This is a genomic window from Flavobacterium sp. P3_A6 (assembly GCF_056403035.1).
The window spans coordinates 83,964-106,103 of record NZ_JBFUGG010000016.1 but is presented as its reverse complement, the minus strand read 5'-3'; the positions used below and the strand labels follow the sequence as shown (position 1 = coordinate 106,103).

Annotated in this window: 10 protein-coding genes; all 10 read right to left on the bottom strand. The window is 34.7% G+C overall.

Annotated features, from left to right (window positions below; translation table 11 throughout):
* Positions 1–40: 40 nt before the first annotated feature.
* A complete protein-coding gene (locus AC1DVP_RS15225) occupies positions 41–1,066 on the bottom strand; it encodes a sialidase family protein (protein WP_477184344.1) in 1,026 nt (341 codons plus the stop codon).
* A 190-nt stretch (positions 1,067–1,256) separates the two neighbouring features.
* Positions 1,257–2,954 (bottom strand): PNGase F N-terminal domain-containing protein, encoded by a 1,698-nt coding sequence (locus AC1DVP_RS15220; RefSeq protein WP_477184343.1) that lies wholly within the window; start codon positions 2,952–2,954, stop codon positions 1,257–1,259.
* Between the two features lie 137 nt (positions 2,955–3,091).
* Positions 3,092–4,681: a SusD/RagB family nutrient-binding outer membrane lipoprotein gene (locus tag AC1DVP_RS15215; protein WP_477184342.1), complete on the bottom strand. Its 1,590-nt coding sequence runs from the start codon at positions 4,679–4,681 to the stop codon at positions 3,092–3,094.
* 32 nt (positions 4,682–4,713) lie between these two features.
* On the bottom strand, positions 4,714–8,040 hold the full coding sequence (locus AC1DVP_RS15210; RefSeq protein WP_477184341.1) for a SusC/RagA family TonB-linked outer membrane protein: 3,327 nt from the start codon (positions 8,038–8,040) through the stop codon (positions 4,714–4,716).
* A gap of 540 nt (positions 8,041–8,580) precedes the next feature.
* The gene (locus tag AC1DVP_RS15205) at positions 8,581–11,244 is read right to left on the bottom strand and encodes a glycoside hydrolase family 3 C-terminal domain-containing protein (protein ID WP_477184340.1); all 2,664 of its coding nucleotides are present in this window, start codon (positions 11,242–11,244) and stop codon (positions 8,581–8,583) included.
* An 11-nt stretch (positions 11,245–11,255) separates the two neighbouring features.
* Positions 11,256–13,499, bottom strand: coding sequence for a GH92 family glycosyl hydrolase (locus tag AC1DVP_RS15200; RefSeq protein WP_477184339.1), 2,244 nt, complete (start codon positions 13,497–13,499; stop codon positions 11,256–11,258).
* A 10-nt stretch (positions 13,500–13,509) separates the two neighbouring features.
* Positions 13,510–14,994, bottom strand: coding sequence for an alpha-L-fucosidase (locus tag AC1DVP_RS15195; RefSeq protein WP_477184338.1), 1,485 nt, complete (start codon positions 14,992–14,994; stop codon positions 13,510–13,512).
* A gap of 440 nt (positions 14,995–15,434) precedes the next feature.
* Complete coding sequence (locus AC1DVP_RS15190; protein WP_477184337.1) at positions 15,435–17,756, bottom strand: beta-N-acetylhexosaminidase; 2,322 nt, start codon at positions 17,754–17,756, stop codon at positions 15,435–15,437.
* A 6-nt stretch (positions 17,757–17,762) separates the two neighbouring features.
* On the bottom strand, positions 17,763–20,903 hold the full coding sequence (gene lacZ, locus AC1DVP_RS15185; RefSeq protein ID WP_477184336.1) for a beta-galactosidase, LacZ type: 3,141 nt from the start codon (positions 20,901–20,903) through the stop codon (positions 17,763–17,765).
* 198 nt (positions 20,904–21,101) lie between these two features.
* A complete protein-coding gene (locus AC1DVP_RS15180; RefSeq protein WP_477184335.1) occupies positions 21,102–22,130 on the bottom strand; it encodes an isoaspartyl peptidase/L-asparaginase family protein in 1,029 nt (342 codons plus the stop codon).
* Positions 22,131–22,140: the final 10 nt, after the last annotated feature.

Here is a 22,140-nt window from a genome sequence, read left to right as displayed (position 1 = left end):
TTTTGAATAACTTGTTTGCTAAAATAGAAATTATCCAAATTTATTTCTTCAATTCAAATACTACATGCTTAATATACTTTCTGTTATACGTATAAAGCACATGAATTTTATTGTCTGAAGTTTGAATAATTGCCGGATAACTGAATTCCCCTTCTGTCTGGTTTTCTAGATCAAACAACTTTTGCCATTTTACCCCATCTTTTGAATATTCTACATCTAGTACATTTCGACCATTGAACCAATCTTTTCCTTGTGGCAATGGGTTATTTACTAATAAAAATGAATTTTTAGCTAAAGTAACGGCATCAATTCCTGAATTAGAATTTACAACATGGATACTGTCTGTTCTTTCCCAAGTGTTTCCATTGTCCTCAGACCAGCTTGAAATTATTTTATTGTGTTTGCTTCTGGACAGCATCTGAATCTCCTTCGGAGAATGAACAAGAAACGCAGGCTGGATAATATCAAATTCTTTTTTATTTTCAACAGTGATCTTTTCCCAAGCATCAGTGGTCTCAGTATACCTTTCTAAGTGAACTCTCCATTTGTTGTCTCCAATGCTTTCTGTACTGCTTCCGCATAAGATAATGCCTGGAGTTATTTCAATAGGTTTGTTTTTGATTGGCCCGAGAATACCATTAGGAAAATATTTGGGAGTACTCCATGTACTTCCATTATCTTTTGAAATGATCATGGCACCAAACCATTCCCTAGGATTTTTGCCGACTTTATAAAATAAATATAAATTTTCACTTTTACTTTTGAACAATACCGGATTCCAGCATGGTAATGTATCTCCTTTTATTATTGGAGGTTTAATTAGGTTTTGGGGTGCTGACCATTTTTTTTCTTTATAAACTGAAAAATAAATCCCTACATCTTTGGCTCCTTCGTGTTTTCCGCCAAACCAAGCAGCCATCAGCTGATTTGGCTTAAGCTCTACTAATGTTGCAGCGTGGCTGTTATTAGTTATCGGCTGATTCGTTATAAAGGTATTAGTTATGTTGCTTACTTTTAATTTCTTTGTTGAAGTGCAGGAAACACCCACAAAAACTAATAATAGCATTAAAAAATTAAATTTTAAAATCATTTTTTATTGTCAATTTAAAGCTTTTTAATTTTTTTTCACACTGCTTTAACAATATTATGACATAATATAAAGTACCGGTTTACAGAAATTAAATTGCTAACTCAATAAAGTTTTTATGATTCTCTTTCAAACACATCATAACAACAGTATTTTTTTTATTTAACAATTAATTTTTCAATTGGCCAACCAGAACTCCTGAAACATTCCAATGGTTTGTGCTGGGTCCTTCATTTGGACCTTGTTCTATAACTACCTCTATCACATGATTTCCTTTTAGTAGATTAGTTAACGGAATAATATATGGCGGGGTTAATGTTCCCGGACACCAATTTGACCGGCTTAAATCACTAGAAGATAAACCATCAGAGAAATTCCCTGAAGCCGGATTAGATAATCGATAAGTTGCACAATCAGTTCGCCAAGGAATAATTTTAAAAACTTCTTTACCATCAACAAACAATTTATTCATTCTTGGTACAAACTCATCTCCATTTTCCCAGCCGCCATGACCTGTTGTGGTATACAAAAGCTGCAAGTTTTGTACTTCTTCCTTAATTTCAAAATTTACTTTCAAAGTATCATTAGCAAAAAGGCCTCCATAATTTTGACCTGACATTTCCATAGTATTAACTGTTGAAAATAAAGGTGCTATGTACTTTTTTTTATTTGGTTTGCCTTCGTTATTGTTCATTACTGGATAAGCATCGAGTTCGAGACTTATTGTATGGCCTCCAGCATCATAATTGCCAATAAAAACGCCAATCCAAATTTCATCTTCATCAGTAGGAATAAGAGAACTGACGTCTTCTTTATAAACTACTTCTTTTGCCCAGTTATAATTATTTATTTTTCGTTTATCATTAAAATAATTAACTCCAAATGATGTGAAAAAACTAAGAATTTCGATTGGAGGAGTATATCCATTTTCCTTAACAATACCTTGATATTTATTTTTTTTATTATCTGTATAAATTGGCAATCTATCCAATCCATGTAAATAAGCATCTAATAATGTAATCATGCCTGCATCATTTTTTGCCGGAATAATGAATACTGAACCAGTTCTATCATACGCATCCCCATTAGACTTACTGGTTAGTTTTGCAAAAATGGCATTACTGTTTTTTAATTCCGGAGTAATTTTTATTTTTTTCAGAACTACGCTCCCATTAGAAAAATGATAAACCTTGTCTGCAATAAGGTCATTTTCTTTTGGAATTATTGACTTAGGATCGAAGTTTATATTTTCATTCTCAAAAATATGCAATTTATCATATCTGGAGTTAATAAGAATTTCTTCAAATTCTGACTTATCAACTAGTACTGTCTTGTCATCATAATTAATAAATGGCTCATAATTTTTAACTTTAGTTATAGTATTAGCTGTCAAAGTCTGATTTCCATTATAAACCATTTCCAGCACAAGTGCATTTTTACTTGGCAGATAATTACTATTGGGAGTTCCTTTTACAGCAGTCTTTTCAGTATACCAAACATCAATTCTATTTGAAAAATAAGAAAAAGAAGCATGTTGACAATCATAGCCCAGTATGATACGGGTATCCTTTTCTTTTTTAGGAATAGGCAAGCTGTCAAAAGGGATTATTTTTTTGAAAACAATATTTCCATCTTTAATGGTACTAACGTTATAATTGTTTTTTAAATCGATGTATTGTTGTATTTTATCAGTTGGTTTTGATAAAAAAACCATTTGATTATATACATAGATTACGGTATTCTCGCCTGTTTTTTTTCCGTTTTCGAATTTATCATACTTAATTTTATACACCTCTACCTCTGATTTGGTTTGAGCAGCGAGCACTAAAGAAAAAAACAACAATATGGCATTAAAAAATTTTATCATGTATTTACAAATAGTTTATTATTTATTTTTTGACAAAAAATTAAACTGGAATAGACCTTTAAAAAACAGAGGTAAGAATAACATCTTACCTCTGTTTAAACCTATTAGTGCATTAATTGCACTTTATTACTGGAATTTTACTTTATATCCCAGAATATTTTGGTGCTTAAATTATCATTTGCTTTAACAGCATTATAATTAGCCGTATTATAAACACTCTCTGAAGTTGGATATGTCCAACGTGTTGGCGGTGTTTTTCTCACACTGCTTGTTTCATCATCACGGAATGGTAAAGCGGGAAGTTTCAATCTTCTTTGTTCAGCCCAAGATTCATCAACTTGCATCATATTGTAGTGAATATACTTTTGGAAAGCAATCAACTTCAATTGATCTGCGGGCGTTGTAGCTCCAGCAAAGTTTATAGTAGCAATATAAGCATCAATTTCAGCTGTTGTAGGCTCTGTAGTTGGTTTCCAAGTAGTGTCATCAGCTTTATCACCTAATCTTACATAATATTCAACTGATTGCCTGATAGCTTTCTCAAAATACGTTTTTGCTGAACCAGTATTACCTGTTCTTGAATAGTACTCCGCAAGAATCAGGTTTACCTCAGCAGCATTAATCAATGTTCCAGGCAACCAATCATTATTACTAATTACAGAACTGTTGTAAATAGCTATTTTACCATCATTTATTAATTGATCCTGAGCACCAGATGTCAAACTCGGATCAAGTCCTTCATAAGTAGGAGCCACTACCAGTACACCACCTACTACACGCGATCCCTTTTGAAACAACCAAGGTCTACGAGGGTCATTATTAGTATTCATATGATCAATCATAGGTTTTGGTGCAAGGCTATTATTTCCTTCCTCCATAGCACTATGAAAACCCGAAGTATCTAAATCGGTGTCTTGAGTATAAACTCTAAAAGCAATGTTTTCARCATTTTCATCTACAATAATTCCACTAGCAATAATTGCAGCCATTTCTGTATTTGCTCTTGCCGTGAAAGCAGGAACTGCAGAAACTCTGTTCAATATTTTCAAACGCAAAGAATTACAATAGTTTTTCCAGCTCATTAAGCTTCCTTTATTGATCAAGTCTTGATTTTTGAATTCCAATTCCACACTAGGAGACAAAACAATTGAATTCAATTCGGCAGAGAAAGCTTTTAATTGATCCAATATCATAGTATATAGCTCAGTTTGGTTATCATACTTTGCTAATGCAGCATCATAATTACCTCCTGTTGAACTAATTTTACCAGCTTGAGAGAAAGGAATATCTCCAAAATTATCGATCATTTTTTGAGTATGATCGTATAAGTAAATAGTTGAAGTAATCATATAGATTCTATTTTCTGTCTGCGTAGCAGCAGGCAAAGAAGCCATCACTTTTTCCAACTCTCTATATTGAGTTAAAAAATTGTAAAATCTATCCCATCTATAAACTGTTGCTGCTCCCGAAACATAGCGACCAGATGTATTTGTAAATCCATGTCCTTGAGTGTAAGTTAACGAAGTAGATCTTAGAACTGGGAAATAATTCCAATAAGATGGAATTACATCCTCAAAGTTGCTTTTCATGAATCCGGCATACTGCTTAGGTACAGTAGTTGTTTCAACCGTAGATGGATTTGTATAGGCATCTGCAAAATCATCTTTCGAACAAGAGCTTAAAAAAACAGCTGCAGTTGTCAGCGATATATATAATAATTTTTTCATGTTATTTTTTTTTAAAATTATAATTTATCAAATTAAAAAGATGCTCTCAACATACATCCAATACTTCTGGTAGCTGGATTCGTTCCCGCATTGCTTATGTTTTGAGACCATTTTGAACCGGCAGTAGTTGCCTCAGGATCCATATCCTTAATTGATCTGTAGATAAAGAACAAATTACGTCCATAAGCAGAAAAAGTAAATTTAGAAGCGCCAATTTTACTAGCCCAGGCAGTTGGTAAATTATAACTTAAGGATATTTCTCTCATTTTTATATAGTTATTTTCCTGAATATACAATTCATAACGGGAACTGCTGTATTGAGGTCCTCCCCAGTTATACGTCATATTATAGTAACCTGCCTGAGAGATTACATTAGTATTTGCAGCACCATCCGTAGTAACTCCATTCATCAGCATACCATCACGGTATAAAGTTTGTCCTCCTGGTCCAGCAGTAGCACTATTAGCCACTTGAACCCCTTTACCATTGGCATCCATATAATAAGTTAAACCTCCACGCTCATTAGTACTGTAGTTCAAAGATTCTTCTGTCAATCCCCTTGAAGTCATCCAGTTTACTCCTGTCGGCATCAAATAACCACCATAAGAATAATCAATATTAACATCTAACGTTAAATTCTTATAAGTAAATGTATTCAACAAACCTCCCACACCTTGAGGTATAGCTGAACCGTATTTTTCCCATTTATCACCATCAATCATATAGAAACCATCAGAATCTACCATCTGATTACCATTAGCATCTGTCTTAACAGGATGTGCATAAATCCCTCCCATTGGGTCACCTACTACTGATTTCAATTGAGCAGCAGACCCATCAAAGTCAGCATGTAATAATTCATTTGCACCGTTAGCCAATTTTACCACTTTATTTACATTTTTAGCCCAGTTCAAAGTAAGATCCCAAGAGAAAGATGCAGTTTTTATAGGAGTTGCTGTCAAAGCAATTTCAACTCCCTGATTATTTAATTCTCCAACATTCGCAATTATTGACTTAGCTCCCGTTGTAGGTGCCAATGTCAAATCTAAAATTTGATCATAAATCTTTGCATTATAGTAGGAAAGGTCTAATCCTAGTCTATTTTTAAAGAATTTAGTTTCAAAACCAATCTCATATTCATTTTTCATCTCAGGTTTTAAACTTTCATTACCATAATTGCTCACTGAATTAGTAATCAATACCGGAGTCTTTGTCCCTTGATCACCCAATGTAGTTTGGTTGAAAGCCACGTTACCCTTATAAATCTCTGCATAATTACCCACTATTCCCCAAGAAGCGCGTAATTTTGCATAACTAATTACCTCAGGTAATTCAAATGCATCTGATACTATAAACGATGAATTTACAGAAGGATAAGTAAAAGCATTATTATTAGGATTCATAGTAGAAGTTCTATCCTTTCTTATTGTACCCTCAAGGAATAAGTAGTTTTTGTAATTACCACTAATAGTCCCAAATACAGCGTCTTTTACGACTTCATATTTTTTATCAGAACTTTTAGCAATATTTACAGAAGCATTCATATCATACCAGTTTCTAACACTCAAACCACCATCAGTGAATCTTGACAAACTAAATCCAGTTTCTTTTGTTGCTGTGTAACCCGCTGTAGCACCAATATCAAAAGACTGACTAATTTTTTTATTGTAAGTCAACATCACATCACCATAAAGAATGTTGTAGTCATTAGCATCCATTTGATAAGCACCACTTGCTGCATAAACTAAAGGCCTTTCATTTGGATTTTTAGTTTCCGTATTTACTGAAGTTAAATCAGTAGAAACGCGTCCACGTAATTTCAAATCTTTATAAATTGAATAGGTTTCAGTAACACTGGCAATCAAACGGTTTGTAATTTCATCTTGTTGATTTGCATTTGTATTCCAAAAATAATCACCAACATCTGCCTTGAAGCCATTTCGGATGATATTTTCACTTGGAGTCAAACTATTACCTGAACCTGTCACATATTTATAACCTAAACTTGTTTGATAGTTAGCTTTGTACCAATCCCCATTATCAAACGGGCTAATCATACCAGTAAAGTTATTTATCAATCTATCTGTACCAATAGTACGGTTATGAACATTTTGATTCATATAACTCACGATCACATCAGTTTTCAAATTTTCACCAGTTTTGAATGATGTATTCAAGTTAAGTGTATTTTTTTTATTCATGTTACCCATACTCAAACCTTGTGATTCATTGTGTGTGTAAGAAAAACGAATATTGCTATTATCAGTATTGTTAGAAAGCGCAATGTTTGTTACTCCATCCCATGCATCTTGGAACATATTTTTGTATCCGTCTTTTTGAGGCGAATAAGGACGAATTACACCATCCCATGACATAACCGGCTGACCATCGAACCAAGGTCCATAGTTATTACTGCTATTTGAAACCCCTCTGGTATCAGCAACACCATCTCCATTTGTATCATAATGAGCGAAGCCATCGGGTGCTAAGAATCCTGAAGAATAATTTGCATTTGTCCAGCCTGGACCTCTTTCATATTGAAATCTTGGTAAGTATGCAATTTGATTCTTTGCATAACTGGTACTGAAATCTACACCAAACCCTTTTTTCCCTTTACCAGATTTAGATGTAATCAATACAACCCCGTTTACGGCCTCAGAACCATACAATGCAGCGGCCGAAGCTCCTTTAAGAATGGAGATATTCTCAATGTCTTCAGGATTTATATCCGCTAGACCATTGCTTCTAATACGCTGATCATTCCAATAATCATTATTTGTAGCCGCTCCATCACGAATTGGAACACCATCTAAAACAATAAGGGGCTGGTTTTTACCTGTAATAGAGTTAATCCCACGAATCTGAATATTGATATTTCCAGCTCCACCTGGAGTCGATGTAATACGAACCCCTGGTGCTTTACCATACATAGAGTTAGCAATGTTAGGTGAACCTGTCTTAACGATTGCTTCAGACTTAATCACACTGGTAGCGTATCCTAAAGATTTTTTCGCTTTAGCTTGTCCTAGTGCGGTTACAACAACTTCATTAAGATTTTGAGAAGATGATACCAATGTTATATTAAGAGTAGGAGAACCTTTAAGCGTAACTTCCTTTGTCACATATCCTACATAAGAAACTACTAATACCGCAGACAAACTTGGCACCTTAAGACTATAGGCGCCATCAAAATCTGCAGAAGCGCCAGTTGGCGATCCTTTAACAACAATAGTGGCTCCTGGCAAAGACATACCAGCTGCATCTGTAATTTTACCTGTAACTGTGTCGTTTTGTGATTTAGCATGTTGAAAACTAAATAAGCAAAACACAAGCAGTAGTTTTAATACTTTTTGAATCATAATTAGGTTTTTTGTGTTAATATTTTCTTCAAATTAATTAACCGTAGGTTAATAGTTTGTTAAATTTAAAACTATAATTTGTTATCGTTATATAATTTCGACCAATGACAAATTTGAAAAGGTGTTAGTCTGTTTTTACTGTTTTTTAAAACAAAAAAGCTTTATTTAACAACTTATTACTAATGAAAAACACAACATGATAATTATTCTATAACAATTTGGCATATCCCTAAATAAAAAACATTAACCTTAAAATATAGGTTAATGTTTTTTGTTGTTTGCTTAAAAAAATGTTGATAACATTTTATATCTGCCTTTGCATACCTTACTATAAATTACTGATTTTAAAGACTCAATAAGTTTTATATTTCTCATAATACAAAATACAACTATAAAATAGTTTCTTTTATTTTCCTCCCTCAACCCTCTCCAAAAGAGAGGAATAAAATATTTGGATTGTTTTATATTTGTGTTTGGCATTGATTTCAATTGGCATTTAATAAGACCATAAATAATTCTTAGTGATTGGAATTAAAAAGATTAATTATTTACAACCTTAAAATTTAATTTTAACAAATCAGTAGAATTCCCTCCCACCATAACTTCAAAATCACCAGGCTCAACAACTCTTTTCATTTCTCTGTTCCAAATAGATAACTCATCAGCCGTCAATGTAAATTCAACCTTTTTTGTTTCGCCTTTTTCGATGAATAACCTTTTAAAACCTTTTAATGTTTTTCTTGGAGTAGTTACACTGCTGTAAACATCGTTGATATATAATTGTACAACTTCATCACCATCATAATTTCCTGTGTTTTTAACATCGACACTAACTTTTAGTTCTCCGTCAGATTTAATTTCTTTGGCACTTAAAGCAAGATTAGTATATTCAAATGTGGTATAACTCAAGCCATATCCAAAAGTATATAATGGATTTTCACTTTCAGATACATATCTGTGAATGGCTGAAGGTTTTTGGTTATAATATATAGGTAACTGTCCCACGGATTTAGGAAATGTAACAGGAAGTCTTCCTCCCGGGTTGTAATCTCCAAATAAAACATCAGCAACTGCTTTTCCTCCGGCTTCACCAGGAAACCATCCTTCCACAATAGCAGGAATGTTTTCGCTGATCCAGTTTACCGAAAGCGGACGGCCATTTAGCAATACACAAACGACCGGAGTTCCTGTTTTTTGAATCGCTTCAATAAGTTCCTGCTGCATGCCATGTAAATCTAAAGATGCAACATCTCTGTTTTCTTCAACCAATTCGTTAGATTCTCCTAAAACAACAATCGCAACATCAGCTTTTTTAGCAGCGTCTATTGCTGGTTGTAAATTCACTTTTTCTAAATTCCAACGTAAGTGAGCTCTTGCTCCCCAGCCGCCTTCCCACATTTCGATGCGGACTTTATATTTCTTTCCTGCTTCAATATTTTTTGGCGTAGTTACCATATTAGTAGCACCTTTTGTCCAGTTGTCAATCACTAACTGATCGTCAATCCACATTCTGATTCCGTCATCAGAACTTAAACCCAACCAGCCGTCAAATGCTTTTTCTGATTTTATAAAACCCGTCCATCGAATAGAAAAATCATCGTCTGCAACACCATCTCCGGGAGACCATGGCCAATCGAATTCTAATTGACTGTCAATACGGGTCAGGGCAGGAGTTCCTTCTAAATTCCTATTGTTGAAATATTCTCCTTTTAGCCCGTTTTGAGATTCATCAGGAGTAAATAAATAAGCTTTTGGAATTACCTGTCCCATTACGATCAATGGCACACCTTCTTCATAAAGTACATTTGTTTTTGCACCAACTACCTGCTTTATACCTTCCAGAACAGTAGTGCCTATTTTATTTTTTACTGAATATCCCCCCAATCTTGAAGCATTGGCATTAGGACCGATAACAGCGACTGTTTTGATATCCTTTTTTAAAGGCAAAATATTGTTTTCATTTTTTAATAAAACAATAGATTTATGACCCGCTTCTAAAGCGATATCCTGATTTTCTTTCGTATGGAAACGCTCTTTAATCAGGTTTTTATCAGTATATGGATTTTCGAATAAGCCCAGTAAAAATTTAAGTCTTAAAACTCCACCTGCAGCACGGTCTATTTGCTCCATCGTCAATTTTTTTTCATTTACCAAATCAATAATCGTTTGCTGCCAGAACTCATTTGTAAAATCATAAAATTGCATATCAACCCCTGCAGCAATTGCAGTTCTGATGCTTTCTTTTGGAGAATCCGTTACATAATGTGTCGTCTGAAGGTATTTGATAGCTCCTAAATCTGAAACCACAATTCCTTTGAAACCCCATTCTTTTCTCAAAACATCAGTCAATAACCAATGATTTGCCGCACAAGGAATACCGTCTAATTCTGAATAGGCACACATGGTTCCCAGAGCGCCTCCTTTTTTAAAAGCTTTTTCAAATGATGGTAAAAAATCCTGACGTGCAGAACGTTCTCCAACCAAAACCGGAGATGCATTTCCTCCGGCCTGTGGGATACCGTGAACTGCAAAATGTTTTGGTTCTGCAATAATAGAACGGTCTGATCTTAAGTCTTCACCCTGCATTCCTTTTATCATCGCAAGGCCAATTTCGCTGTTCAGATAAACATCTTCACCAAATGTCTCGGCAACTCTTCCCCAGCGCGGCTCAAGGCCAACATCTAAATTTGGGCCTAAACCAAAATGAACTCCATGAGCTCTGGCTTCAGTCCCGATTACCTTTCCAACTCTGTCCATCAGGTTAGTATCCCAGGTAGAACCTAGACCAATACTCATTGGGAAAGCAGTACTTCCGTCATCTAAATAACCATGAAGCATTTCACACATAATAAGTGCCGGAATTCCCCATTTATTCTTTTTAATAACTTCACTCTGAAGGTCATTGATTATCTTTGCCGAACGCGGATAAATATCATGAATGGCCCCAATTCCGAGATTTCCGATTTTAGCATCAGATTTGGTCTTAGAAAAATCTTCTTTGTCTTTAAAATACTCGCCTTTGTACATATCCATCTGGCGTACTTTTTCCTCCAGGCTCATTCGGCTTAGCAAATCTTTTACTCTGTCTTCAACAGGCATCTTAGCATCCTGATATGGATACTTTTTCTGTGCTGAGCCTTGGTTAAAAAAACCTAAAGCCATTACGAAAATAATGGCTGTCTTTTTCATTCTTAATTGTAACATAATCGTGTTTTTTAATTTTGAATCACTTTCAGTATCTTTCCATTCACAAAATCTTCATGAGAGATAAAAAAACTATTAATCGTTTTTCCGTCTAATTCAATTTTATTGATTTTGCCATCATTATTTTTTTCCCGTTCAATTACAATACTTTTATTTTTATAATATTTTGAGTCTAATTGAATCGTTATCTTATCAAACATTGGTGTAGTAATCGTGTAAATCGGATCTCCGGGAGATATTGGATAAATTCCCATCATTGAATACACTAACCAGGCAGACATAGTTCCGGTATCGTCATTTCCCGGTAACCCTTTTGGTTTGTTCTGAAAATAGGCGGAAACCAGTTTTTTTACCATTTCCTGGCTTTTCCATTCGTCACCTTTTATGTAATTAAACAAATAAGGATAAGCAATATCAGGTTCGTTTGCCATATCAAATTGTTTGCTATCGAATACTTTTTGCAATTGATTTGAAAAGCCTTTATCACCGCCCATTAATTTTATAAGCCCTTTAATATCATGTGGAACCATAAAAGCATATTGCCATGCATTGCCTTCTATAAAACCAATATTTTCTTCAAAATTAGCTCCGGATACCGGATCAAACGGTTCGTACCATTTTCCGTCAGCTGTTCTTGGGCGAAGTAATTTTAAATTTTTATCGAATAATTTTCTGTATGATAACGAACGATTTTTAAAACGTTCATAGTCTTCTTTTTTACCTAGTGCTTTCGCTAAAAGTGAAATCGAATAATCAGAAGCATTATATTCCTGTGTTGTAGAAACGGGCCCGCGGTCATTGGTTGTTAAAAATCCTTTTTCGATATAATCTTTAAGTCCCGGACGTAATGGATTATTTTCGATTTGATCTGCGTCTTTCAGCATCGCTTTATACGCTTTTTGAACATCAAAATCACGAATTCCTTTGAGGTAAGTATCAGCAATAACAATACTCGCGGGATCTCCAACCATGGTAAATGTTTCTGTTGAATTTAACTCCCATTTCGGTAACCAGCCATTTTCATCATACATTTCCAGCATACTTTTAACCATATTTGATTGTTGCTGCGGATACACTAAAGACATTAATTGATGTAAATTTCGATACGTATCCCATAAAGAAAATACGGTATAGCGTGTACCTTCTGTTTTACCAATTTTGCCTCTTTTTATTTCAGGATATTCTCCGTTAATATCATTTAGCGTATTTGGATGAATCAACGTGTGATATAAAGCCGTATAAAAAATAGTTTTCTCTTCTTTTGAACCACCTTCAACCAAAATCTTCGAAAGTGCTGTGTTCCATTCGTTATAGGTTTCTTTATAAACATCATCGAATGATTTGTTTCCGGTTTCTTTTTCTAAGTTCTCACGTGCATTTGCGATGCTTACGTACGAAACTCCAATTTTAACTTCAACGGTTTCTGCTTTATCAAACTGATAGGAAAAATAAGTTCCGATGCTGTCACCAACAACCGTTTTGATTGTATTTTCCATCATTCTGGTTTTTCCGTTATAAGTCATCCATTGTGCTTCTGTACCTTCGTATTTTGATGGTTTTTTCCAAACTCCAAACTTGTTGGCAGGTTTAGAAAATTTTGCTACAAAATATACCGGATATGCATCTTCGGGGCTATTGTAACAAAACGAACCAACGCTTCTCATTCCTTCAATTTCTGTTGGCGAAACCACTTTTACCATGGCACCTTCTTCATTTGTCAAACCTAAACCAAGATTTAATAAAATATTAGATTCTCCTTTTGGAAAAGTAAATTTGCTTACACCGACTCTTTTAGATGCTGTAAATTCTGCTTTAATATTATACTTGTTAATGTCTACGCTATAATAAGCTGTTTTGGCTACTTCGTTTGAATAAGCTGAACCATATTTTAAATGATTGGTTTCTACAGCTCCGGTAGTTGGCATCAATAAAATAACACCCAATTCAGGACAGCCAACGCCACTTAAATTTACCTGACTGAAACCTGTTAAAAATGTATTTTCGTTTACATACGGATTTGATAACCAGCGGCTGTCTTTTTCTAAGGGCAAATTTTGAGGTCCCGCAACGTTAAACGGACTGATACTCGCCATTCCTCTTGGCGCAATCGGCCCGGGGAATGTAGCTCCGTAATTTGAAGTTCCAATAAACGGATTCACATAATCAGCCGGCTGTTGTGCAAAAATAGTTACGCTAAAAAACAGCATGCAAAATAAGCATGCTGTTTGTATGGTTATCCTTTTATCTAAAAACATATTATTTTGTCTATCTGTTAACAGCTTCAATCTTTAATGTCCAGGCTTCTTTTGCCGGTAAATTATGTCGCAAGCTTTCCGGAATTACAACTTTAAATCCTTCTGCTTCTGTTGTCCATTTTAATGATGTTTTAGAACCTAACATCGTGATTTTTGTTCCTTTTTTAGGGTTGATAGATTTTACTGTAACTTCAGCAGGAATTTTATTTTCTCCTTCTTTAGCCAAATAAAACAAGAAAACATTTCCTTCTTTATTTTGAGTCATACAAATGTTGTTCTCTTTAAAAGGAGCAATTGGTTTTGTATTATAAATCGCTGTACTGTTTACTTTCATCCAGTCTCCGTAGGCTGTCAATAAATCATAAGCGCCTTGCTGCCATTCACCTTCCGGGCTTGGAGCTACATTCAATAATAAATTTCCACCTTTGGCCACAACATCAATAAGCATATGAATACCTTCTCTGCCGGTTAAATATTTAGCATCCGGAGTATATGACCAGCCTCCGCCGGAAGTAATACAAGATTCCCAAGGATAAGGTAATGTTTTTTCAGGAACTCTGTTTTCCGGAGTTAAGTAGTTTTGGTTTTTACCATGAACTGCTCTGTCAACTACAATTAAACCAGGTTGTTTCTGGCGTGCTTCTGCAACCAATTCATCCATTTTAACGTCTTGTTCAACCACTCTGTGTTTGATAAATCCGTTTTTGGATTCGTTTTCTGTAAATTTCTCCTCGTAGTTTTCTTTTATGTTTTGTTGGTCTCTTTTTCTTACCCATCCGCCATCTAACCATAAAATATCAATTTTACCGTAATCTGTCAATAATTCTAAAATTTGGTTGTGTGTAAAATCAACATATTTTTTCCATTTCTCAGGATATAACGTCGGATCATAATTTACGTTTCTGTCGAAAGGAGGGAAGTAGGGATCCCAGTAATTTTCGTTATGCCAGTCAGGTTTAGAGAAATAAGCACCGGTTGAAATATTTTCTTTTCTGAAAGCATCAAAAACTTCTTTCGCAATGTTTGCTTTTGGATTTGTACTAAAAGCACATGCCGCATCTGTTACTTTATAATCTGAATATTTGGTGTCAAACATATTAAAACCGTCATGGTGTTTCGTGGTAAAAACCATGTATTTCATTCCTGCGTATTTCGCTGCTTTTGCCCATTTTGCAGGGTCAAATTTTACAGGATTAAATGTTTTTTTCAAGCCTTCATAATCTTTTACATAATCATTATAATTGCCCGGATTGCTTCCTTTTTTACGCTCACACCATCCATAATCTTCAGGGCATATAGACCATGATTCTACAATTCCCCATTGACTGTAAGTTCCCCAATGCATTAACAAACCAAATTTTTTGCCCTGCCATTCATCTAAATTTTTCAATACCAACGGATCTGTTTCCGGAACATATCTTTCATCTTCATAAATGGCTTGAGAAAACATTTGAACTGAAAATAAAATGGCGATTATGAATATTCCTCTTTTCATTTTTACTCTATTTATTATGTTTATTATTTTTGTTTTTGTTTTGTCTTTTTTTTAACACATAGAGATATAGTCTTCATAGCTTAAAAAAGGCGTTTCACTTGTATCAACACACATAGCTGTGTGTGAGAAACGAGTTTCTTTTAATATTCTTTTTTATTAATAACCTGAGTTCGATTGTTAAGTAATTGATTCACAAATAATAACTTTATAACTAAATCTGTGAATTGCCTCCTGCTTCAGCTGGAGGTAAATTAAGCAAAGACAATTGGCTTTAGCCGAAAACCGCAAAAGTTTCATTTGGCTAAAGCCCTTCAATGTATTTAATTATCATCCTCCAGCTGAAGCAGGAGGCAACTCAAAACCTTCTTTTTTTATAATTGAACTCAGGTTAATATAAATCTATCTTTCTATGTGTTAAAAATAATTACACCCAACGGGTTTTAATTCACTAAAATTTCATCTACAAATAACCATGAATCTTCACCTTTTGGACTTTTCTTTAAGTTGGATGCAATTACTTTTACAAACCTGGCATTTCGTTTCTCAAAATTGATTTTAAAATCTTTTAATTCTGAATTTGAATTGACAGCGAATGGGCGCGATATTTTTCGGACTTCTTTATAAGTGATGCCATCACTAGAAACCAAAACTTTTATTTGTGTCGGAAAATAAACTCCGGAGCCCTGATTTTCTAAAGTACCAACGATTACTTGTTCTACAGTTTGTTCTTTTTCAAGATCAACAACAAGTTCCATGTCATTAATTAGCCAGGCCTGCCATTGGCCATCGTGGAAATTTTTAGAACCTCTGATAGTATTCACCATTCCAAAAGGACCATCTCCTTTGTAACTTTGATTGTAAGGCGTTAAATACATTACTTTGTGTGCAAATGCCTTATGGAAAATAATAGTATCCGTAAAAATTTTGCCCACTAGTCTTTCATTTTGATACAAAGAAGCTTTTAAAATAGTAGTCTCTTTAAATTGAATCGGATTTGTATATTTTACAGCATTTCCTGCCAGAGTTTTATCACCCAAAACATAACGAATATCCGGATTTGGAAATTCATTTTTTAAAGTAATATTGATTTGCTTTTGAGTTATATCAGCCGTTGAAGAAGCGGTAACCAAATAAGCACTTTTTGAATAATTGATACCTAAATAATCATAACGCTGTAACAAAGGAGTCAATCTGCCTGAAAAATCATTCCAATTGCGGCTTTCTTTAGGACTCCATAATGCTTCAGATAATGCGGCTAATCTCGGAAAAATCATATACTCGGAATCTTTTGGTCCGGGAAGATACTCTGCCCATAAATTGGCCTGTCCGCCTAAAACATGTTTAGCGTCTGTAGGAGATATTGCTAATACAATTGGATCAAATTCGTACACTTTGCTTAAAGGCGTATATCCGTCAAAAGCCAAAGGTTCTTCGTTTTGAGGACCCTGATAAAAATTAAAATAACAATGTGATTCCGGTGTCATAATTACATCATGCCCTTTTTGTACCGCTTCAGCTCCAATTTTATCTCCTCTCCAACTCATAACGGTTGCCGTAGGATCGATTCCTCCATCCAGTATTTCATCCCAGCCAATTAATTTTCGTCCTTTTGAATTGATGTATTTCTCCATTCTTTTAACAAAATAGCTTTGCAATTCATGAACGTTTTTTAAGCCATTATCTTTCATTCTTTTTTGACAATAAGGACATTTTTCCCAATTGGTTTTGGTTGCCTCATCACCACCAATATGAATGTATTTTGAAGGAAAAACAGCTATTACCTCATCGATTACATTCTGCAGAAACTCAAACGTCGTTTCTTTTCCTGCACAATAAATATCGGTAATAGGCCATAATCCGCCGGACGGCACTCCAATACGCTGATTAAAACAAGCTAATTCAGGATAAGATGCGATGGCACAGCTCACATGAGCGGGCATCTCAATTTCCGGAATGATTTCGATGTTTTTGGTTGCTGCGTATTTTACAATTTCTTTTAATTCATCTTGCGTCAAAAAACCTCCGTAAGTTCCTTTTTCATCCGGATTTACAGTAAGTCTGGCATTCCAGATTACGTTTTCCTGATCTACCCTCCAGGCACCGACTTCAGTTAATTTTGGATATTTTTTAATTTCCATTCTCCAGCCCTGATCGTCTACCAAATGCAGATGCAGTACATTCATTTTAAGCATTGCCAAACGGTCAATAGTCTCCAGTATGTAATTTTTATCAAAAAAATGACGTGATAAATCCAACATCAGACCTCTCCATTGAAAACGAGGCTCATCAGTAATGATAACATTCGGAATTTCCCACTTTATATTCGATACGATATTTTTACTTTCAATAGCACTCGGAAGCAACTGTCGGATACTTTCTAATCCGTAAATAAAACCTGCATTTCCTTTAGCGGTAATCGTAATATTTTTAGCATTTACTTCTAATTTATAAGCTTCTTTATTTAGGGTTTGATCTACTTTAAACTGAATGTAATTACTTTGTGGAACCACATTTGAAATTTCAGGGCGCCATCCGGCAGCCTTTTCAAATTTGGTTATTAAAGTGGTTGCAATTTCTTTTTGAAAATCATTGTTTACCACAAACTTCGTGTTATTGGAAAATTGGAATATTCCTCCCTGAATTACTAAATTCATTGGCTTCGGAATAATCTGAATATCCTTTTCCGTAAATGTTTTTTGACTGTAACCAGAATTTAAAACAGTTAGGAAGATTACGACAAGGAATGGTTTTAATACCCTCATAATAAATTATTTTATAGATGGTGTAATTGTAAATTGATATTGATAGGCTTTGTCTCTCAGCAAATATTTTTCCATTGGCCATGCCTGCCAGCTGTCAATACCGCCAACGCCCATTTGTTTATAATCAATTTTTAAACTTGTTAAATCTCTTTCTTTAAGTTCAGCAGCATGTCTTTGATCTTTTTTCAGACCGTCATCCAAATCTTCATTTAAAAAATGTAATGCTGTAATCGCCAACAAATCATCAGACTTAACTGTTATTTTTAGATTATTATTTGATAACTGATACCATCTGATATCTGTTTTATTTCCGGTTTCCTGCGGACGGATATAAGGATAATATTGCTCCGAAACTGTTTGATTATAAATACCAACCTGAGCACTGTAATTTCTGTCGATATAATTCTCATGAGGCCCTCTTCCGTAATAACTGATATTGCTAAATTTTTTTGGCAGGATAATTTCCATACCAAATCTTGGCAGTACCGGCTGTTCTTTAGTTTTGTCAATATTCAGCTGTTCTTTTATGCCTAATTCTCCGTTGCTGTTTATCTCATAATTTAGTTCTAAAGTCGAAGAAACGGGAGATAAATTATACGTTGCTTTTACCAAAATTTTATTGTCTTTTGTAGCAGAATATGTCCAGCTAACCAATGTTGGATTATCTGTAGCTTCTTTCCATGCTCTTAAGTTTATCTGAAGATTCGCTCCAAAATCATTATCGTTTGGTGCTCTCCAAAAGTTTGGACGCAGTTGATATCCTTCTTTTAAAATTGGTTGATTATTGAATGAATATGCATTTATAAATCCTGTTTTTTTATCAAAAATTATTTCAGCTTTATCACTTTTAAATACAGTACTGTTTTCTTTTTTCTCTACAATTATTTTTGCTGTGCCTTCAATTTTTATATCATTTTTCCAAGTTCCTTTATACGCTAATTGTTCTGTAGCAATTTCGAAACCTTTTGGTAAAAACGGCTCGTCTTGTTTAATATGATAGGTTACATCAATAAACGCTTCTTTAAATTGTTTTCCTTCTAAATTAATTGGAAGCGTGTACGATTTAGATTCGTTTGGATTGATTTCTAAATTATCGATAACTCCGCTAACATCGTCTTTTCCGTCCAAAACCAATTTCCAGTGTAAACTCACATGGCGCAAATCTTTAAACGAAAATTCGTTGTAAACTTTAATAGTCGCTGTTGCCTGATTTTCCCAGGAAGTCAAAATATTTTGATACACATTTCGCACTTCAAAAGCATGCGGATTTGGTTTTCTTTCCGGACTAAAAACACCATTGTCTAAAAAGTTATTATCGCTTGGTACATCTTTAGGTCCAAAATCACCTCCATAAGCCAAAATACGGGTTCCGTCAGGCAGCGTTTTATAAACGGATTGATCGATCATATCCCAAATAAAACCTCCCTGAAAATTAGGATGAGCCCTGATAACGTCCCAATAATCTTTGAAATTTCCCATAGAATTTCCCATAGCATGTGCATATTCACATAGAATGTAAGGACGTGTCGGATTTGGATTTGCCTCAATGTATTCTTGCATTTTATTTGGAGCACTGTACATCGGGTCAATAATATCAGAATCCCATTCATATTTCAAATCTTTTCCGTCCCAGGCTCCGGCTGTTGCTCTTTCGTATTGAATTGGTCTGGATTTATCACGATTTTTTATCCAAAGATATCCTCTATAAAAATTATAACCATTTCCTGCTTCATTCCCCATACTCCAAATAATAATGGATGTATGATTTTTATCCCTTTCAACCATACGCTGCATACGTTGCAGGTGCGCCAATTCCCAATCAGGTTTATTTCCTAAAGTTTTGGTAATATCATAACCCATACCATGAGATTCTATATTGGCTTCATCGACAACATAAATTCCGTATTTATCGCATAATTCATAAAAATATTCATCGTTGGGATAATGCGACATTCTAACCGCATTTATGTTAAACTCTTTCATCAGTTTAATATCTTCTTCCATGCGTTCTCTTGAGACAGTTTGCCCCGTAACAGGATCTGTTTCATGGCGGTTTACACCTTTTATATAAATTGCTTTCCCGTTTACTAAAAGCTGTCCGCCTTTGATTTCTACTTTTCTAAAGCCAACATTCTGATTGATTACTTCAATAATATTTCCTTTTTTATCTTTTAAAAGAAAACTAATTTGATACAAATTCGGAATTTCTGCACTCCATTTTTTAGGATTATTTACTGCAAAATCGAAGGTTTGTTTCTCGTTCAGTGCCGGAATAACTTTTGAAGCAACAACTGTTGAACCGTCTTTAAGCTGAACTTCTAAAGTATAATTGTCTTTTTTATTTAAATCTGAAAATACAGTTGAAATTTTTAAACTTCCGTTTATATACGATGCATCTAAATCCGGGATGATTTCATAATCTTTTAAATGCGCTTTATTTCTGGCAACCAAATAAGAATCCCGTGTAATTCCGCTCATTCTCCACATATCCTGACATTCTAAATACGAACCGTCATTCCATTTCATTACTTTCAGAACAATACTGTTTTTACCGGTTTTTACATATTTATTTAAGTTGAATTCAGAAGGCAGTTTTCCATCTTCGCCATAACCTACATAAACTCCGTTTACCCAAACCGTTAGATTTGATTTTGCCGTACCAATATGAAGAAAAATATCTTTTCCTTCCCAGGATTTATCAATTGTTACTTCTCTTCTGTAAACTCCTGTCGGATTATATTTTGTGGGAACAAATGGCGGATTTGGTGCCATTATATGATCAAAATCATAAGTTGTATTCGTATAAATAGGATATCCGTAACCATTTACATCCCAACTGGCCGGAATTTTAAAATTATCCCAGGCTGAGTCGTCAAAAGTACTTTTTTCGAATTCATTTGGTAAATCATTCGGACTGTTAACATATTTAAATTTCCATGCTCCGTTTATATCCAGATAGTTTTTAGATTGTCTCCAGTCGTTTTTGGCTGCCAATGCTTCGTTTTCAAAAACATAATAAGCAGCGTGCATAGGCTCTCTGTTATCTTCATTGATTTTTTCGTTTTGCCAGAAAGGAACTTTTTCCTGTGCATTAATAGTTAAAATTGAGGTGAATAGTAATGATAATATGGATATTTTTTTTTTCATTATTTGTTTTTTTTATTCTCTGCAACTTGCAAGCATTGTCAAAGTTTGTCATTTCGACGAAGGAGAAATCACACAAGAAACTCCTCAAAGAAAATCGTCAATCTTTGTCGATTAACTAGTGTGATTTCTCCTTCGTCGAAATGACAATTTTGCGTGAATATTAGGGGCGAAGAACTTTGGCAAAGCCTACCGCAATAATTATTTTTCCCAGGCCATTTTAAATTTGGAATCTTCCATTCGGTGTCCTTTTTCATCATCAGAAACAGCATAATTAAATCCTGATCTTAAACTGTAACCAGCATGTTCACCATTTTTATTCAATGCAATAAATCCGACTTGCAGATATTCCATGTCTTTATGGTTTTTATGCTTGTTGTAAATACGTTCTGTAATTTCTTTGCAGGCATCAAAAGGTGATTTCCCCTGACGCATTAATTCAACTACCATTGCACTTCCGGCAGTTCGTATAACCGCTTCGCCTAAACCGGTTGCAGCAGCAGCCCCAACTTCATTATCCAAAAAAAGACCCGCACCGATGATTGGGGAGTCACCAACGCGGCCATGCATTTTCCAGGCTGCGCCGCTTGTTGTACAGCCGCCGGCAAGATTTCCGTCCTGATCCAGCATCAGCATACTAATTGTATCGTGATTTTCTATATTTATTACAGGTTTGTATTTTGAATCTTCCAGCCACTTTTTCCAGTCTTTTTCAGATTCAGGTGTCAATAAATTTTCTTCTTTAAAACCTTCAGACAATGCAAATTGAAGTGCTCCCTGTCCCGCCAACATAACGTGAGGCGTATTTTGTAACACTCTTTTCGCTACCGAAATAGGGTGCATAATGCCTTCCAGAAAACAAACCGAACCACAATTGCTATTATGATCCATAATGCAGGCATCTAAAGTTACTTTACCATCGCGATCCGGATATCCACCATAACCAACACTTCGGACATTCGGATCCGCTTCGGGAATTTTCATTCCGGCTTCGATAGCATCTAAGGCTGGTTTTCCTGCTTTTAATTGTTTCCAGGTTTCTTCATTGGCGGGAAGACCATGATTCCATGTCGAAATAATAATTGGCTTTTTTTGCTTTTTTTCTAAGTCTTCGATTTCATGAATTTTTTCATCTTTCGTATTATTAGCAAATCCGCTGTAGCCTAAAACTGAACTTACGGCAAGTGTACCCAAAGTTGTTTTTTTTATAAAATCTCTTCTATTTGACATATGCTTATTT

Excerpts from the sequence above, each read along its gene's own strand:
- AC1DVP_RS15225 (WP_477184344.1), bottom strand. The coding sequence starts at position 1,066 with ATGCTATTATTAGTTTTTGTGGGTGTTTCCTGCACTTCAACAAAGAAA.
- AC1DVP_RS15220 (WP_477184343.1), bottom strand. The coding sequence starts at position 2,954 with ATGATAAAATTTTTTAATGCCATATTGTTGTTTTTTTCTTTAGTGCTC.
- AC1DVP_RS15210 (WP_477184341.1), bottom strand. The coding sequence starts at position 8,040 with ATGATTCAAAAAGTATTAAAACTACTGCTTGTGTTTTGCTTATTTAGT.
- AC1DVP_RS15205 (WP_477184340.1), bottom strand. The coding sequence starts at position 11,244 with ATGTTACAATTAAGAATGAAAAAGACAGCCATTATTTTCGTAATGGCT.
- AC1DVP_RS15200 (WP_477184339.1), bottom strand. The coding sequence starts at position 13,499 with ATGTTTTTAGATAAAAGGATAACCATACAAACAGCATGCTTATTTTGC.
- AC1DVP_RS15195 (WP_477184338.1), bottom strand. The coding sequence starts at position 14,994 with ATGAAAAGAGGAATATTCATAATCGCCATTTTATTTTCAGTTCAAATG.
- AC1DVP_RS15190 (WP_477184337.1), bottom strand. The coding sequence starts at position 17,756 with ATGAGGGTATTAAAACCATTCCTTGTCGTAATCTTCCTAACTGTTTTA.
- lacZ (WP_477184336.1), bottom strand. The coding sequence starts at position 20,903 with ATGAAAAAAAAAATATCCATATTATCATTACTATTCACCTCAATTTTA.
- AC1DVP_RS15180 (WP_477184335.1), bottom strand. The coding sequence starts at position 22,130 with ATGTCAAATAGAAGAGATTTTATAAAAAAAACAACTTTGGGTACACTT.